We start from the raw sequence: 15362 nt of genomic DNA on the forward strand, positions 1-15362 counted from the left end.
GGTGACAGGCGGTCTGTGCCTTGGTATATCGGCAGGCTGTGTCGGCGGGCGCTTGAGCAGCTATTTTGTTTACAAGGTGGCATAACACTTGCTCCTAAGCCTTTGACCGCAGACAAAACCCTGATCAGCGACGGATTTTTGGCATGGCAAAGAAACAAGCGCCGCAACCTCCAGCAGATGGCGACAAACCGGCTGGCAAGAGCAAGTTGAAGCTCATCATCCTGATCGGGGTGGCGTTGCTGTTGGCTATTGGCCTGTCCGTGGGGGCCACGCTGTTCCTGCTGGGCAAGGGTGATAGCAAGGAGCAAGAGGATGTGGCTGCCGAAGAGGGCGCTGCCGAGTCTGCTGCTCCCGTCAAGAAGCTGGCTATCTACGAGCAGATAGCACCGGCCTTCATCGTCGATTTCAATCACCAGGGCCGAAAGCGCTACATGCAGGTCAGTGTGGCCCTGATGGCCCGTGATCAGGCCGAACTGGATGCGCTGAAGGTGCATATGCCGGTATTGCGCAACCGTCTGGTGATGATGTTCTCCGGGCAGGACTTCGCTACCTTGCTCACCCCGCTGGGCAAGGAAATGCTGCGTCAGCAGGCCACCACCACGGTGCAGGAGCTGGCGCAGAAAGAAACCGGCAAAATGGTGGTCGAACAGGTGTTGTTCACCAATCTAGTGTTGCAGTAGGCGGGAGTTACACATGGCCGTACAAGACCTGCTGTCACAGGACGAAATCGATGCGCTGCTGCATGGCGTCGACGATGGCCTGGTCGAGACCGAAGACGAAGCTGAGCCCGGCAGCGTCAAAAGCTATGACCTGACCAGCCAGGACCGCATCGTCCGTGGGCGCATGCCGACCCTGGAGATGATCAACGAACGTTTCGCCCGCTACACCCGCATCAGCATGTTCAACCTGCTGCGCCGCTCGGCCGATGTGGCCGTGGGTGGCGTGCAGGTGATGAAGTTCGGCGAGTACGTGCACTCGTTGTACGTGCCGACCAGCCTCAACCTGGTGAAGATGAAGCCGCTGCGCGGCACCGGTCTGTTCATTCTCGACGCCAAGCTGGTGTTCAAGCTGGTCGACAACTTTTTCGGCGGCGATGGCCGTCACGCCAAGATCGAAGGCCGCGAATTCACCCCGACCGAGCTGCGGGTGGTGCGCATGGTGCTGGATCAGGCCTTTGTCGACATGAAGGAAGCCTGGCACGCAGTGATGGACGTTAACTTCGAGTACATCAACTCGGAAGTGAACCCGGCACTGGCCAACATCGTCAGCCCCAGCGAAGTGGTCGTCGTGTCGACCTTCCACATCGAGCTGGACGGCGGCGGCGGCGACCTGCACATCACCATGCCCTATTCGATGATCGAGCCGATCCGCGAGATGCTCGACGCCGGCTTCCAGTCCGATGTCGACGATCAGGATGAACGCTGGATCAAGGCCCTGCGCGAGGACATCCTCGACGTCAACGTACCGCTGGGCGCTACCCTGGCCCGCCGCGAGCTCAGGCTGCGTGACATCCTGCACATGCAGCCGGGCGACGTGATTCCGGTGGAGTTGCCAGAAAGCATCATCATGCGCGCCAACGGCGTGCCGGCGTTCAAGGTCAAGCTGGGTGCGCACAAGGGCAACCTGGCCATGCAGGTAATCGAACCTATCGAGCGTCTGCGCTAAGCAGGCGCCAGGGCCTGGCATGACCAGGCCTGTCCAAATAATTAGCCCGCCGAGGAATAGCGATGGCAGACGAAGAAGAAGGCACCTCTCCCGAGGAGCAGGCACTGGCCGATGAGTGGGCTGCAGCATTGGCCGAAGCCGGCGATGACGCCGCGCAGGACGATATCGATGCGCTGATGGCCCAGGGCGGTGGTGGCGCGGCAGCGCCGGCGGCACCGCGGGTGGCGATGGAAGAGTTCGATGCCGGGCCCAAGCTCGGCAATGGCCCGGTCAGCCTGGACGGGCCGAACCTGGACGTGATCCTGGACATCCCGGTGTCGATCTCCATGGAAGTCGGCAGCACCGATATTTCCATTCGCAACCTGCTGCAGCTCAACCAGGGCTCGGTGGTGGAACTCGATCGCCTGGCCGGCGAGCCGCTGGATGTTCTGGTCAACGGCACGCTGATCGCCCATGGCGAGGTGGTGGTGGTCAACGAGAAGTTCGGCATCCGCCTGACCGACGTGATCAGCCCCAGCGAGCGCATCAAGAAGCTGCGCTGAGGCGACCATGCACAGACTCTGCGGTTTGCTGCTGGCCCTGCCACTGATGGCCCTGGCCGAAGCACCGGCGACACCCGTTGCACCGGCGGTGACGCCGATGGCTGCAGCCGGCATCGGTGGCCAACTGGTGCAGCTGCTGCTTGGCCTGCTGCTGGTGATCGGTCTGATCTTCGCTTTGGCCTGGGTCATGCGCCGGGTGCAGCAGTTCGGCCCGCGTGGCGGCCAGGCGATCAAACTGGTGGCCAGTCAGGCGCTCGGGCCGCGTGACCGTCTGCTGCTGGTGCAGGTGGGCGGCGAACAGATCCTTCTCGGTCTCAGCGCCGGGCGCATCACCCCGTTGCACGTGCTCAAGGAGCCGGTGCTGCTCAGTGATGCCGAGCCGGCCACCCCGGAATTTGCCCAGCGCCTGATGGAGCTGCTCGGCAAGGATCAGCAGGGCCCCAAGGACAAGGACAAGACATGAGCGTCTGGCGCATTCTGCTGACTCTACTGTTGGCACTGGCGGCACCACTGGCGTTCGGCGCCGATGATCCTTTGTCGCTCAAGGCGATTACCCTGAGCACCAACGCCGAAGGGCAGCAGGAGTATTCGGTCAGCCTGCAGATCCTGCTGATCATGACGGCGCTGAGCTTTATCCCGGCGTTCGTCATGCTGATGACCAGCTTCACCCGGATCATCATCGTGTTTTCCATTCTGCGTCAGGCCCTGGGCCTGCAGCAGACACCGTCGAACCAGATCCTCATCGGCCTGGCCCTGTTCCTGACCATGTTCATCATGGCCCCGGTGTTCGACAAGATTAACCAGGATGCCCTTCAGCCCTATCTCAACGAGCAGTTGCCGGCGCAGCAGGCGATTGCCAAGGCCGAGGTGCCGATCAAGGAGTTCATGCTGGCGCAGACCCGTGCCTCCGACCTGGAACTGTTCGTGCGCCTGTCCAAGCGTACCGACATCGCCTCGCCGGAGCAGGCGCCGTTGACCATCCTGATCCCGGCGTTCGTCACCTCCGAGCTGAAGACTGCGTTCCAGATCGGTTTCATGATCTTCATCCCGTTCCTGATCATCGACATGGTGGTGGCCAGTATCCTCATGGCGATGGGTATGATGATGCTCTCGCCGCTGATCATCTCCTTGCCGTTCAAGATCATGCTGTTCGTCCTGATCGATGGCTGGGCACTGATCATGGGTACTCTGGCCGGCAGTTTCGGCACCCTATAGCGAGGCTGACATGACTCCGGAAATCGCCGTCGACCTGTTCCGCGAAGCGCTCTGGCTGACTGCCGTGATCGTCGGCCTGCTGGTCATGCCCAGCCTGCTGGTGGGCCTGCTGGTGGCCATGTTCCAGGCCGCCACGCAGATCAACGAACAGACCCTGAGCTTCGTCCCGCGCCTGCTGGTGATGCTGCTCACCCTGATCTGGGCCGGACCCTGGCTGGTGCGCCAGCTGATGGAGTACACCCAGAACCTGATTCAGAACATTCCGCTGTTGATCGGCTGATGCTCGAGCTGACCAACGCACAGATCGGCGGCTGGCTGGGGCAGTTCCTCTTGCCGCTGTTCCGTATCGCCTCGATGCTGATGGTCATGCCGGTGATCGGTACCCAGCTGGTGCCGGCGCGGGTGCGCCTGTACCTGGCGCTGGCGATCTGCCTGGTGCTGGCACCGACCCTGCCGCCGATGCCGCAGGTCGACTCGGTGAGCCTGCAGTCGATGCTGCTGATTGGCGAGCAGGTGCTGATCGGGGTGATGTTCGGTTTTGTCCTGCAGTTGTACTTCCACCTGTTCGCCGTAGCCGGGCAGATCATTGCCATCCAGATGGGCCTGGGCTTCGCCTCCATGGTCGACCCGGCCAATGGCGTGTCGGTGCCGGTGCTCGGCCAGTTCCTGCTGATGCTGGTGACCTTGCTGTTCCTCGCCATGAATGGCCACCTGGTGGTGTTCGAGGTGCTCGCCGAGAGCTTTGTCACCCTGCCGGTGGGGCAGGGGCTGCTGGTCGATCACTACTGGGAGCTGGCCGGCAAGCTCAGTTGGGTGCTTGCCGCGGGCCTGCTGCTGTCGCTGCCGGTGGTGATCGCCTTGCTGGTGGTCAACCTGGCCTTCGGTGTGATGACCCGTGCGGCGCCGCAGCTGAACATCTTTTCCATCGGTTTTCCGCTGACCCTGGTACTGGGCCTGGCCATCTTCTGGCTGGGCATCGCCGATTTTCTTGCGCATTTCCAGGTGCTGACCAGCGAAGCCCTGGACCTGCTGCGCGAACTGGCGCGTACGCGCTAAGGAGGCTGCGTGGCGGAAAGCGAAAGCGGTGCCGACAAGAGCGAGGAACCCACTAGTAAGCGCCTGGAAGAGGCGCGCAAGAAGGGCCAGATCGCCCGTTCCCGAGAGCTCAACACCCTCGCGGTGACCCTCGCCGGTGCCGTGGCGTTGTTGATGTACGGCGGGCAGATGGGCGATGCCTTGCTCGACATCATGCGCGCCAACTTCGCCTTGCCGCGCGAGGTACTGCTGGATGACCGCAGCATGGCGCTGTACCTGCTGGCGGCGGGCAAGGCGGCGCTGGAGATGATGCAGCCGTTCCTGATCGTGCTGCTGATTGCCTCCATCGTCGGCCCGATTGCTCTGGGGGGCTGGCTGTTCTCCGCCGAGGCGCTGCAACCCAAGGCCAGCCGGATGAATCCCTGGGAAGGGCTCAAACGCATGTTCTCGACCAAGGCCCTGGTCGAGCTGCTCAAGGCCCTGGCCAAGTTCGTGATCATCCTGATGGTGGGGCTGGCCGTGCTCTCGGCGGATCAGGACGACCTGATGGCGCTGGCCAATGAGCCGGTCGAGTCGGCCATCCTGCACGGCGCGCTGATCGTCGGGCAGAGCACCCTGTGGCTGGCCTGTGGCCTGATTCTGATTGCCGCGGTGGATGTGCCGTTCCAGCTCTGGGATGCCAAGCAGAAGCTGATGATGACCAAGCAGGAAGTGCGCGACGAGTACAAGGACAGCGAGGGCAAGCCCGAGGTCAAGTCAAAGATCCGCCAGTTGCAGCGGCAGATGGCCGAGCGGCGGATGATGCAACAGGTGCCGGAGGCCGACGTGGTGATCACCAACCCGACGCACTTCGCCGTGGCCCTCAAGTACGACCCGGCCAAGGGCAATGCGCCGGTGTTGCTGGCCAAGGGTGGCGACTTCCTGGCGCTGAAGATTCGCGAGATTGCCCAGGAACACAAGGTCACCCTGCTCGAATCGCCCGCCCTGGCGCGAGCGGTGTACTTCTCCACCGAAATCGATCATGAAATTCCCGCGGGCCTCTACCTGGCCGTGGCCCAGGTGCTGGCCTACGTCTACCAGCTCAAGCAGTTCCGCGCCGGCAAGGGCAAGCGCCCGGGGCCGCTGCCGGATCTGCCGATTCCGCCGGACCTGCGCCGCGACGAGTAGCGCGCTGTACGTTCGTCGCCTGCCGTTGACAGCTCTGTCGTGCGACCTACACCTGCTAGTAGGTCGGTGGCCTTGCCGTTGCCGTGGTACTGAACCTGAACGGAGTCAGATCACTCGCTACGGAGCATCCCATGGCCAGAATTGCCCTCACCAGCGCCCTGCGCGGCGAATACGAACACCTCTTCAACAGCTGTCAGATTCGCCCGGCCAAGGCCGGCGAGGTCGAAGCCCTGATCGATAAACTGAATGGCAACCGTCCGCGCTACCAGCGTGTAGGCCAGGCGCTGGGCATTCCCTGGGGTTTCATCGCGGTGGTGCACAACATGGAAAGCAGCCAAAGCTTCACCGGCCACCTGCACAACGGCGATCCGCTGACGGCGCGTACCGTGCAGGTACCCGCCGGGCGGCCGAAGAGCGGAAATCCGCCCTTTACCTGGGAGGAGAGCGCCGAAGATGCCCTGCTGCTGAAGAAGCTGGGCGCGATGACCGACTGGAGTCTGGCCGGTACGCTCTACCAGTTGGAGTTGTACAACGGCTTCGGCTACCGCCTGCACCACCCGCATGTGCTGAGCCCTTACCTGTGGGGCTATTGCAACCACTACAGCAGTGGCAAGTACGTGCAGGACGGCACCTGGTCAGATAGCGCGATTACCAAGCAGTGTGGCGCCGCTGTGTTGCTGCGGCGCATGGCCGAGCGCGGCCTGGTCGAGTTTGCCGATCAGCCTAAACCGGTGGTGGTGGCCTACTCGATGAGTGCGTCCGCCGATCCACTCGAGATGCAGCGGGTCGAGGCCCTGCAGGGTTGGCTGAATACCTACCCTGGAATCTTCGTCAAGGTCGACGGCATTCCCGGCAAACGCACCTCCGAGGCTTACCAGTTGGTGACGGGCGACTACCTGCCGGGCGATCCACGGGCGCGTCAGCGCATTGCCGCCTAGCCGCTGAACCGCCCTGCAGTCCGCAGGGCGGCCCTTGTTTCGCGGGCGCTGCAGGCTCGTCGAGCAAATTGGAATGCTTCTTGCCATAACTCCAGCACGGCGCGCTTTCGCGTCAAAAGATTGAATAGGCTGGGGAAAACAAGTGGCAGTGGATCGCGCGCAAATCATCGGTGACGTACGCACCAACCTGTCGGGGTTACGCCACGGCAATCTGGGCATCCCGCTGATGCTGCTGGTCATGCTTGCCATGGTCATGCTGCCGATCCCGCCGTTCCTGCTCGACGTGCTGTTTACCTTCAGTATTGCGCTGTCCATCGTGGTCCTGCTGGTGGCGATCTATTCCTTGCGCCCGCTGGATTTTGCCGTGTTCCCAACCGTGCTGCTGGCCGCGACGCTGCTGCGCCTGGCGCTCAACGTCGCCTCCACGCGGGTGGTGCTGCTGCACGGCCAGGACGGTCACGATGCCGCCGGTAAGGTGATCCAGGCCTTTGGTGAGGTGGTGATCGGCGGTAACTACGTGGTCGGTGCGGTGGTGTTCGCCATCCTCATGATCATCAACTTCGTGGTGGTCACCAAGGGTGCCGGGCGTATTTCCGAAGTGAGCGCACGCTTCACCCTGGATGCCATGCCCGGCAAGCAGATGGCCATCGACGCCGACCTCAACTCCGGCCTGATCGACCAGCCGGAAGCCAAGCGCCGGCGCACCGAGGTGTCCCAGGAAGCCGATTTCTATGGCTCGATGGACGGTGCCAGCAAGTTCGTCCGCGGCGACGCCATTGCCGGTCTGCTGATTCTGTTCATCAACCTGATCGGCGGTATCGCCATCGGCATGTTCCAGCACGACCTGGCCTTCGGCGAGGCGGGGCGCATCTACACCCTGCTGACCATCGGTGACGGCCTGGTGGCGCAGATTCCGTCGCTGCTGCTGTCCACCGCGGCGGCGATCATGGTTACCCGCGTGTCGACCTCGGAGGACATGGGCGCCCAGGTAAGCCGGCAGATGTTCGCCTCACCGCGCGCGCTGGCGGTTGCCGCGGCCATCATGATCGCCATGGGCCTGGTGCCGGGCATGCCGCATTTCTCCTTCATCAGCCTCGGCCTGATCGCTGCCGGCGCTGCCTACTGGATCGCCAACAAGCAGCGCAAGGGCAAGGAAGAAGAGGTCAAGGAAGTCCAGCGTCAGCAGGAACTGCTGCCGGCGCAGCGCTCCCAGGAAGTCAAGGAGCTAGGTTGGGATGACGTTACCCCGGTTGACATGGTCGGCCTGGAGGTAGGCTATCGCCTGATCCCGCTGGTCGATCGGGCCCAGGGTGGGCAATTGCTGGCGCGGATCAAGGGGGTGCGCAAGAAGCTCTCCCAGGAAATGGGCTTCCTGATGCCCTCGGTGCATATCCGCGACAACCTTGATCTGCTGCCCAATGCCTACCGCCTGACCCTGATGGGCGTCAGCGTGGCCGAAGCCGAGGTGTACCCGGAGCGCGAGTTGGCGATCAACCCGGGGCAGGTGTTCGGCACCCTCAATGGGATTGCCGCCAAGGACCCGGCATTCGGCCTGGAGGCGGTGTGGATCGACCCGACCCAGCGCGACCAGGCGCAATCGCTTGGCTACACGGTGGTCGACGCCAGCACCGTGGTTGCCACCCACCTTAACCAGGTGCTGCACAAGCACGCCCACGAACTGCTCGGTCATGAGGAAGTGCAGCAGCTGCTGCAGTTGCTGGCCAAGAGCTCGCCGAAGCTGGCCGAAGAGCTGGTGCCGGGCCTGGTGTCGCTGTCGACCCTGCTCAAGGTGCTGCAGGCTTTGCTGCAGGAACAGGTGCCGGTGCGCGACATCCGCACCATCGCCGAAGCCATCGCCAACGTGGCGCCAAAGAGTCAAGATCCCGCCGCGATGGTCGCCGCGGTGCGTGTCGCGCTGGCCCGCGCAATCGTGCAAAGCGTTGTGGGACTAGAGCCGGAGCTGCCTGTGATCACCCTGGAGCCCAGGTTGGAACAGATATTGCTCAATAGCCTGCAGAAGGCCGGTCAGGGCTCCGAGGATGGCATCCTCCTCGAACCTGGCATGGCTGAAAAGCTGCAACGCTCCCTGGTGGAAGCGGCGCAGCGCCAGGAAATGCTCGGCAAACCGGTGATCCTGCTGGTAGCCGGCCCGGTTCGGGCGATGCTCTCGCGGTTTGCGCGGCTCGCAGTACCCAGCATGCATGTCCTGGCTTATCAGGAAATACCGGATAACAAGCAGGTCACGATCGTTGCCACGGTCGGCCAGAACTGAGGGTTCTAAGCCATGCAAGTCAAACGCTTCTTCGCCGCCGATATGCGTCAAGCCATGAAACTGGTGCGCGATGAGCTGGGCGCCGACGCTGCCATCATCGGCAATCGTCGGGTGGCCGGCGGTGTCGAGCTGACTGCCGCGCTGGACTATCAGCTGCCGGCCGAGCCGGTGCGCCAGCCCAACGCGGCGTTGGAAGCCGAGCTGCGCAAGACCCAGGCGAAGATCGCCAATGCCCAGGCCGACCTGACCAGCCGGGCGGTTGCCGACGGACGCAAGGATCGCCAGCTGTTCGCCAACGAATCGATCATCGCCCCGGAGCTGCCGGCCTCGCTGGTCAAACCGCAGCGTCCGGCAACCCCGCAAGCTGCTCCGGTTGCCGTTCGCCCGACAGCCGACCAGGGCGCCATCGATGCCATGCGCTTCGAGCTGCATGGTCTGCGTGAACTGATCGAAGTACAGCTGGGCTCGATTGCCTGGGGCCAGTTGCAGACCCGTAAGCCGCAGCAGGCCAACCTGTGGCGTCGCTTGCAGCGCATGGGCCTGTCCGCAGAAATTTCCAAGGCGCTGCTGGAACGTGTCGGCAAAGTGGCTGAGCCGCGCCAGGCCTGGCGCATGCTGTTGGCGCACCTGGCTCACGCGATCAAGACGCCGAAAGTCGAGCCGTTGGAGGAGGGTGGGGTGATCGCCCTGGTCGGTCCGGCCGGCATGGGCAAGACCACCACCCTGGCCAAGCTGGCGGCGCGTTATGTACTCAAGTACGGCTCGCAGAGCATCGCCCTGGTGAGCATGGACAGCTTCCGCATCGGTGCCCAGGAGCAGCTGAAGACCCTCGGGCGTATCCTCGATGTTTCGGTGACTCTGGTCGATCCGGGCCAGTCGCTGGTCCAGGCCCTGGCACCGCTGGCGCGCAAGCGCGTGGTGCTGATCGATACCGCCGGCCTGCCAGCCAACGACCCGGCCCTGCGCATGCAGCTGGAAAGCCTCGCCGGGCGCGGCGTGAATGCCAAGAATTACCTGGTGTTGGCCGCCACCAGCCAGAGCCAGGTGCTCAAGGCGGCCTACCATAGTTACAAGCGCTGCGGCCTGGCCGGTTGCATCCTGAGCAAACTGGATGAAGCCACCAGCCTCGGCGAAGTTTTAGGGCTGGCTATCAGCCAGCATCTACCGGTAGCCTATCTGACTGATGGGCCGAAGATTCCGGACGATGTGCAGGTGCCGCGCAGCCACCAGTTGGTGAGCCGGGCGGTCAGCCTGCAAACCGCGGAAGATCCGAGCGAAGAGGCCATGGCCGATGTATTTACCAGTCTGTACCACAATCCGGCCAGGCGGGCGGGTTAGGGCAGGCGGTAGCGGCCAAGGCGATCTAGTGTTGAGGAAAGGTCGGTGTAGTTGCCCGATCAGCCCAGTCCAGGCAAGACAAGGTGTGTAGAAAACATGGGTAGTTTGCATCCCGTACAGGTGATTGCAGTGACCGGCGGCAAAGGTGGCGTCGGCAAGACCAACGTGTCGGTGAATCTGTCACTGGCGCTGGCCGATCTCGGTCGCCGGGTCATGCTGATGGACGCCGACCTCGGCCTGGCCAACGTCGACGTGCTGCTCGGCCTGACGGCCAAGCGCACCCTGGCCGACGTGATATCCGGCGAGTGCGACCTCAAGGACGTGCTGATCCAGGGCCCCGGCGGTGTTCGTATCGTGCCGGCGGCTTCCGGCACGCAGAGCATGGTGCAACTGACACCCATGCAGCATGCCGGCCTGATCCAGGCCTTCAGCGACATCAGCGACAACCTCGACGTGCTGGTGATCGATACCGCCGCCGGCATTGGCGATGGCGTGGTCAGCTTCGTTCGCGCGGCCCAGGAAGTGATAGTCGTGGTCTGCGATGAGCCGACTTCGATCACCGACGCCTATGCCCTGATCAAGCTGCTCAACCGTGATTACGGCATGAGTCGTTTCCGTGTTCTGGCCAATATGGCCCACAGCCCGCAGGAAGGTCGCAACCTCTTTGCTAAGCTGACTAAAGTGACTGACCGTTTCCTCGATGTGGCCCTGCAATACGTGGGCGCCGTGCCGTACGACGAGTCAGTCCGCAAGGCCGTGCAGAAGCAGCGCGCGGTCTATGAAGCTTTCCCGCGCTCGAAGTGCGCACTGGCGTTCAAGGCGATCGCCCAGAAAGTCGACACGTGGCCCTTACCGGCCAACCCGCGCGGCCATCTGGAGTTTTTCGTCGAGCGTTTGGTGCAGCAACCGATCGCGGGAACGGCGGTATGACAGCAGCAGCCAGTGGACTCCGTATGTACAACAAGGCGCAGGCGCAGGATTCCCAGCACCAGCTGATTGAGCGCTACGGGCCGCTGGTCAAGCGCATTGCCTACCACCTGCTGGCGCGGCTGCCGGCCAGCGTGCAGGTGGATGATCTGATCCAGGCCGGCATGATCGGCCTGCTCGAAGCCTCGAAGAAATATGACGGAGGCAAGGGCGCCAGTTTCGAAACCTACGCCGGTATCCGCATCCGTGGCGCCATGCTCGATGAGGTGCGCAAGGGTGACTGGGCGCCGCGCTCGGTACACCGCAACACCCGCATGGTCAGCGACGCCATCAGAAAGATTGAGGCCCGCACGGGTCGAGACGCTAAAGATCAAGAGGTTGCGGCCGAACTCCAATTGAGTCTCGAGGATTACTACGGCATTCTTGGCGACACTTTGGGCAGCCGCCTGTTCAGCTTCGACGACCTGATGCAGGACGGTGAACATGGCGGCATGCATGAAGACACCGGGAGCACCCAGACCGAACCTCTGCATGAACTGGAAGACGAGCGCTTCCAGTCGGCGCTGGCTGAAGCCATCGCCAACCTGCCAGAGCGCGAACGCCTGGTTTTGGCGCTGTACTACGACGAAGAACTGAATCTCAAGGAAATCGGTGAGGTCCTGGGAGTCAGTGAGTCCCGTGTCAGCCAGCTGCACAGCCAGTGCGCCGCACGTTTGCGTGCGCGTCTGGGTGAGTGGCGGGCCAGCTGAAGGGCTACCGGTTTCACGATTGCGGCGTCCCCGGGGGCCGGTGACGTTTAAGACTGTACGGAGGTCGACTTGGACAAGAACATGAAAATCCTCATCGTTGATGACTTCTCGACGATGCGACGGATCATCAAGAACCTCTTGCGTGATTTGGGATTTACCAATACCGCCGAGGCGGATGACGGTGTGACCGCATTGCCGATGCTGCAGAGTGGCAGCTTCGACTTTCTGGTGACCGACTGGAACATGCCCGGTATGACCGGCATCGACCTGTTGCGCGCGGTGCGTGCCGACGATCGCCTGAAAACCCTGCCGGTGCTGATGGTGACGGCCGAGGCCAAGCGTGACCAGATCATCGAGGCCGCGCAGGCTGGGGTGAATGGCTACGTGGTCAAGCCGTTCACGGCTCAGGTGCTGAAGGAGAAGATCGAAAAGATCTTCGAGCGGGTTAATGGCTGATGTTCGCCACGAGGGCGCTATGGCACACGATGACTCCCTGGGCGAGCTTGAATCGACCCTGAAGCTGCATGCAACGCAACTCGTCGACAGCCTGGAAAAAGGCCGTTTTGGCGAAGCCGTACAACTGATTCACGAACTCAACCAGACCCGCGACCGCGGTCTGTACCAGGAAGTTGGCCGGCTGACGCGCGAGTTGCACAACGCCATCGTCAATTTCCAGATTGATCCCGGTAATCCCCACGCCCAGGAAATCTCGCAGATCAGCGACGCTACCGAGCGTCTGTCCTACGTGGTGCAGATGACCGAGAAAGCGGCCAATCGCACCATGGACCTGGTCGAACAGAGCGCGCCGCTGGTCAATGATCTGGGTGACGAGGCGCAGAGCCTCAGCGCCGACTGGGGCAAGTTCATGCGCCGCGAGCTGGGCGCCGAGGCCTTCCGTGAGCTGGCCAAACGTATCGAACTGTTCCTCGCCCACAGCGAGCGCGACAGTCATAAGCTCTCCGGTTACCTGAACGACATTTTGCTGGCGCAGGACTATCAGGACCTGACCGGCCAGGTGATCAAGCGCGTGACGCAACTGGTCACCGAGGTTGAAGGAAATCTGCTGAAGCTGGTGTTGATGGCCAGCCATGTCGATCGGTTTGCTGGTATCCAGCATGACCACGAGGCGCTACGCGCCGAGCAAGAACAACAAAAAGAGCCTTCCCGGGGTGAAGGTCCGCAGATTCATGCCGATAAGCGTGAGGACGTCGCATCCAATCAGGACGATGTCGATGATCTGCTGTCCAGCCTGGGATTTTAAGGCTCTAACAGAGCCTTTGGAGCGCACCGATGAGCTTCGACGCCGATGAAGAAATCCTCCAGGACTTCCTGGTAGAGGCCGGCGAAATTCTTGAGTTGCTGTCCGAACAACTGGTCGAGCTGGAAAGTCGACCGGATGATACGGACCTGCTCAATGCTATTTTCCGCGGTTTTCACACGGTCAAAGGGGGCGCGGGTTTCCTCCAGCTGAACGAGCTGGTGGAGTGCTGCCATATCGCGGAAAACGTCTTCGACATCCTGCGCAAGGGTGAACGGCGAGTCACTGCCGAGCTGATGGACGTGGTGCTGCAGGCTCTGGATGCGGTCAACGAGATGTTCAGCCAGGTGCGCGAGCGTTCAGCTGTCACTCCGGCTTCGCCCGAGTTGCTGGCGGCGCTGGCGCGCTTGGCCGACCCGGAAAGCGCGGATGAAGTGGCCGAGCCCGAAGCGGAACTGGAAGCCGAAGAGGCGCCCGCCGAGGTTGCCTCCGGTGACATCACCGATAGCGAGTTCGAGCAGTTGCTCGAAGCGATCAGTGAGCCGGATGAGCAGGGCGCGGCTCCCGCGGCAGCTTCCGGTGATGAAATCACCGATGACGAATTCGAATCGTTGCTCGATCAGCTACACGGCAAGGGCAAGTTCGCCGAGCCAGTCGTAGCTGCGCCAACTGCGGCCGCGGCTGCCCCGGCCAAGGCCGGTGACGAGATCACCGATGACGAGTTCGAGGCGCTGCTTGACCAGTTGCATGGCAAGGGCAAGTTTGTAGCCGCTGAGGAAGAGCCGGCTCCCGTTGTTGCTAAAGCGCCGGCTAGCGCGGCAGCGGGCGACGACATCACCGATGACGAGTTCGAAGCACTGCTCGATCAGTTGCACGGCAAAGGCAAGTTCGACGAAACCGCCGTGCTGCCGGCTGCCGCTCCTGTAGCGGCGGTGAAAGCCGCTCCGCCGGCCAAACCTGCTGTCGCCAAGCCGGCCGCCAAACCTGCGGCTAAGGCCGAGCCGGTCAAGGCTGCCGCGCCACCACCTCCAGCCGCAGCAGCAGACAAAGCTCCAGCAGCAGCCAGCGAAGCCGAGACCACGGTACGGGTGGATACCGCGCGCCTGGACGAGATCATGAACATGGTCGGTGAGCTGGTGCTGGTGCGTAACCGTCTGGTGCGCCTGGGCCTGAACAGCGGCGACGAAGCCATGTCCAAGGCCGTTTCCAACCTCGATGTGGTGACTGCGGATCTGCAGACCTCGGTCATGAAGACCCGCATGCAGCCGATCAAGAAGGTCTTCGGCCGTTTCCCGCGGCTGGTTCGCGATCTGGCGCGCCAACTGAAGAAAGAGATCAACCTGGAACTGGTCGGTGAAGAAACCGACCTCGACAAGAACCTGGTCGAGGCGCTGGCCGATCCACTGGTGCACTTGGTACGCAACGCAGTCGACCACGGTATCGAAATGCCGGAAGAGCGCGAGGCCTCGGGCAAGGCACGTGGTGGTCGAGTGGTGCTGTCGGCCGAGCAGGAGGGCGACCACATCCTGCTGTCGATCTCCGACGACGGCAAAGGCATGGATCCGGAAATCCTGCGTGCCAAGGCCGTGGAAAAGGGCCTGATGGACAAGGATGCGGCCGATCGCCTGAGCGAGACCGAGTGCTTCAATCTGATCTTCGCCCCGGGCTTCTCGACCAAAACCGAGATTTCCGACGTGTCCGGGCGTGGCGTTGGCATGGACGTGGTGAAAACCAAGATTTCCCAGCTCAACGGCATCATCAACGTGCACTCGGTCAAGGACCAGGGTTCGAAGATCATCATCAAGGTGCCGCTGACCCTGGCGATCATGCCGACCCTGATGGTCATGCTCGGCAATCAGGCTTTTGCCTTCCCGCTGGTCAACGTCAACGAGATCTTCCACCTCGACCTGTCACGCACCAACGTGGTGGACGGTCAGGAAGTGGTGATCGTGCGCGACAAGGCGTTGCCGCTGTTCTATCTCAAGCGCTGGCTGGTGCGTGGCGCCAGCTACGAAGAGCAGCGTGAAGGTCATGTGGTGATTCTTACCGTTGGCAGCCAGCGCATCGGCTTCGTGGTCGATCAACTGGTCGGTCAGGAGGAAGTGGTGATCAAACCACTGGGCAAGATGTTGCAGGGCACTCCGGGCATGTCCGGCGCGACCATTACCGGCGACGGGCGCATAGCCCTGATCCTCGACGTGCCGAGTATGCTCAAGCGCTACGCACGTCGCATCTGATTGATTGCGGTCTGGCAAC

The 15362-nt window shown here is 62.4% G+C and carries 16 protein-coding genes; all 16 read left to right on the forward strand.

Annotated features, from left to right (window positions below):
• The first annotated feature begins 143 nt into the window (after window positions 1-143).
• The 16 genes from fliL (at window position 144) to LRS11_RS15380 (ending at window position 15343) form a co-directional block, all read left to right on the forward strand.
• On the forward strand, window positions 144-680 hold the full coding sequence (fliL, locus tag LRS11_RS15305; RefSeq protein WP_260493781.1) for a flagellar basal body-associated protein FliL: 537 nt from the start codon (window positions 144-146) through the stop codon (window positions 678-680).
• 13 nt (window positions 681-693) lie between these two features.
• Window positions 694-1665, forward strand: coding sequence for a flagellar motor switch protein FliM (fliM, locus tag LRS11_RS15310; RefSeq protein ID WP_260493782.1), 972 nt, complete (start codon window positions 694-696; stop codon window positions 1663-1665).
• Between the two features lie 62 nt (window positions 1666-1727).
• Entirely contained in the window at window positions 1728-2207 is a 480-nt protein-coding gene (gene fliN / locus LRS11_RS15315) for a flagellar motor switch protein FliN (protein ID WP_260493783.1), read from the forward strand.
• Window positions 2208-2214: 7 nt separating this feature from the next.
• On the forward strand, window positions 2215-2670 hold the full coding sequence (gene fliO / locus LRS11_RS15320) for a flagellar biosynthetic protein FliO (protein WP_260493784.1): 456 nt from the start codon (window positions 2215-2217) through the stop codon (window positions 2668-2670).
• The gene (gene fliP, locus LRS11_RS15325) at window positions 2667-3422 is read left to right on the forward strand and encodes a flagellar type III secretion system pore protein FliP (RefSeq protein ID WP_260493785.1); all 756 of its coding nucleotides are present in this window, start codon (window positions 2667-2669) and stop codon (window positions 3420-3422) included. The genes fliO and fliP overlap by 4 nt, the downstream gene beginning before the upstream one ends.
• A gap of 10 nt (window positions 3423-3432) precedes the next feature.
• Window positions 3433-3702: a flagellar biosynthesis protein FliQ gene (gene fliQ, locus LRS11_RS15330; RefSeq protein WP_260493786.1), complete on the forward strand. Its 270-nt coding sequence runs from the start codon at window positions 3433-3435 to the stop codon at window positions 3700-3702.
• Window positions 3702-4478 (forward strand): flagellar biosynthetic protein FliR, encoded by a 777-nt coding sequence (fliR, locus tag LRS11_RS15335; protein ID WP_260493787.1) that lies wholly within the window; start codon window positions 3702-3704, stop codon window positions 4476-4478. The genes fliQ and fliR overlap by 1 nt, the downstream gene beginning before the upstream one ends.
• Before the next feature lie 9 nt (window positions 4479-4487).
• Window positions 4488-5624 carry a flagellar biosynthesis protein FlhB gene (gene flhB, locus LRS11_RS15340; protein ID WP_260493788.1) on the forward strand — a complete coding sequence of 379 codons (1137 nt, stop codon included), beginning with the start codon at window positions 4488-4490 and terminating at the stop codon, window positions 5622-5624.
• 131 nt (window positions 5625-5755) lie between these two features.
• Window positions 5756-6562 (forward strand): hypothetical protein, encoded by an 807-nt coding sequence (locus LRS11_RS15345; protein WP_260493789.1) that lies wholly within the window; start codon window positions 5756-5758, stop codon window positions 6560-6562.
• A 148-nt stretch (window positions 6563-6710) separates the two neighbouring features.
• Window positions 6711-8834 carry a flagellar biosynthesis protein FlhA gene (flhA, locus tag LRS11_RS15350; protein WP_260496931.1) on the forward strand — a complete coding sequence of 708 codons (2124 nt, stop codon included), beginning with the start codon at window positions 6711-6713 and terminating at the stop codon, window positions 8832-8834.
• Between the two features lie 12 nt (window positions 8835-8846).
• Window positions 8847-10172, forward strand: coding sequence for a flagellar biosynthesis protein FlhF (gene flhF, locus LRS11_RS15355; RefSeq protein WP_260493790.1), 1326 nt, complete (start codon window positions 8847-8849; stop codon window positions 10170-10172).
• A gap of 96 nt (window positions 10173-10268) precedes the next feature.
• Complete coding sequence (gene fleN / locus LRS11_RS15360) at window positions 10269-11102, forward strand: flagellar synthesis regulator FleN (RefSeq protein WP_260493791.1); 834 nt, start codon at window positions 10269-10271, stop codon at window positions 11100-11102.
• Entirely contained in the window at window positions 11099-11848 is a 750-nt protein-coding gene (gene fliA / locus LRS11_RS15365; protein ID WP_173205982.1) for an RNA polymerase sigma factor FliA, read from the forward strand. The genes fleN and fliA overlap by 4 nt, the downstream gene beginning before the upstream one ends.
• An 81-nt stretch (window positions 11849-11929) precedes the next feature.
• Window positions 11930-12304: a chemotaxis response regulator CheY gene (locus tag LRS11_RS15370; RefSeq protein WP_090254048.1), complete on the forward strand. Its 375-nt coding sequence runs from the start codon at window positions 11930-11932 to the stop codon at window positions 12302-12304.
• A gap of 19 nt (window positions 12305-12323) precedes the next feature.
• Complete coding sequence (locus LRS11_RS15375; RefSeq protein WP_260493792.1) at window positions 12324-13109, forward strand: protein phosphatase CheZ; 786 nt, start codon at window positions 12324-12326, stop codon at window positions 13107-13109.
• Between the two features lie 29 nt (window positions 13110-13138).
• Window positions 13139-15343, forward strand: a complete 2205-nt coding sequence (locus tag LRS11_RS15380; protein WP_260493793.1) for a chemotaxis protein CheA — start codon at window positions 13139-13141, stop codon at window positions 15341-15343.
• Window positions 15344-15362 lie beyond the last annotated feature (19 nt).

This window comes from Pseudomonas sp. J452 (assembly GCF_024666525.1).
Lineage (GTDB): Bacteria > Pseudomonadota > Gammaproteobacteria > Pseudomonadales > Pseudomonadaceae > Aquipseudomonas.

Bases quoted from the DNA above. Each gene is read 5' to 3' on its own strand.
- LRS11_RS15370 (WP_090254048.1), top strand. From the start codon at position 11,930: ATGAAAATCCTCATCGTTGATGACTTCTCGACGATGCGACGGATCATC.
- fleN (WP_260493791.1), top strand. From the start codon at position 10,269: ATGGGTAGTTTGCATCCCGTACAGGTGATTGCAGTGACCGGCGGCAAA.
- LRS11_RS15375 (WP_260493792.1), top strand. From the start codon at position 12,324: ATGGCACACGATGACTCCCTGGGCGAGCTTGAATCGACCCTGAAGCTG.
- LRS11_RS15380 (WP_260493793.1), top strand. From the start codon at position 13,139: ATGAGCTTCGACGCCGATGAAGAAATCCTCCAGGACTTCCTGGTAGAG.
- fliO (WP_260493784.1), top strand. From the start codon at position 2,215: ATGCACAGACTCTGCGGTTTGCTGCTGGCCCTGCCACTGATGGCCCTG.
- fliA (WP_173205982.1), top strand. From the start codon at position 11,099: ATGACAGCAGCAGCCAGTGGACTCCGTATGTACAACAAGGCGCAGGCG.
- fliP (WP_260493785.1), top strand. From the start codon at position 2,667: ATGAGCGTCTGGCGCATTCTGCTGACTCTACTGTTGGCACTGGCGGCA.
- LRS11_RS15345 (WP_260493789.1), top strand. From the start codon at position 5,756: ATGGCCAGAATTGCCCTCACCAGCGCCCTGCGCGGCGAATACGAACAC.
- fliL (WP_260493781.1), top strand. From the start codon at position 144: ATGGCAAAGAAACAAGCGCCGCAACCTCCAGCAGATGGCGACAAACCG.
- fliQ (WP_260493786.1), top strand. From the start codon at position 3,433: ATGACTCCGGAAATCGCCGTCGACCTGTTCCGCGAAGCGCTCTGGCTG.
- fliM (WP_260493782.1), top strand. From the start codon at position 694: ATGGCCGTACAAGACCTGCTGTCACAGGACGAAATCGATGCGCTGCTG.
- fliR (WP_260493787.1), top strand. From the start codon at position 3,702: ATGCTCGAGCTGACCAACGCACAGATCGGCGGCTGGCTGGGGCAGTTC.
- fliN (WP_260493783.1), top strand. From the start codon at position 1,728: ATGGCAGACGAAGAAGAAGGCACCTCTCCCGAGGAGCAGGCACTGGCC.
- flhF (WP_260493790.1), top strand. From the start codon at position 8,847: ATGCAAGTCAAACGCTTCTTCGCCGCCGATATGCGTCAAGCCATGAAA.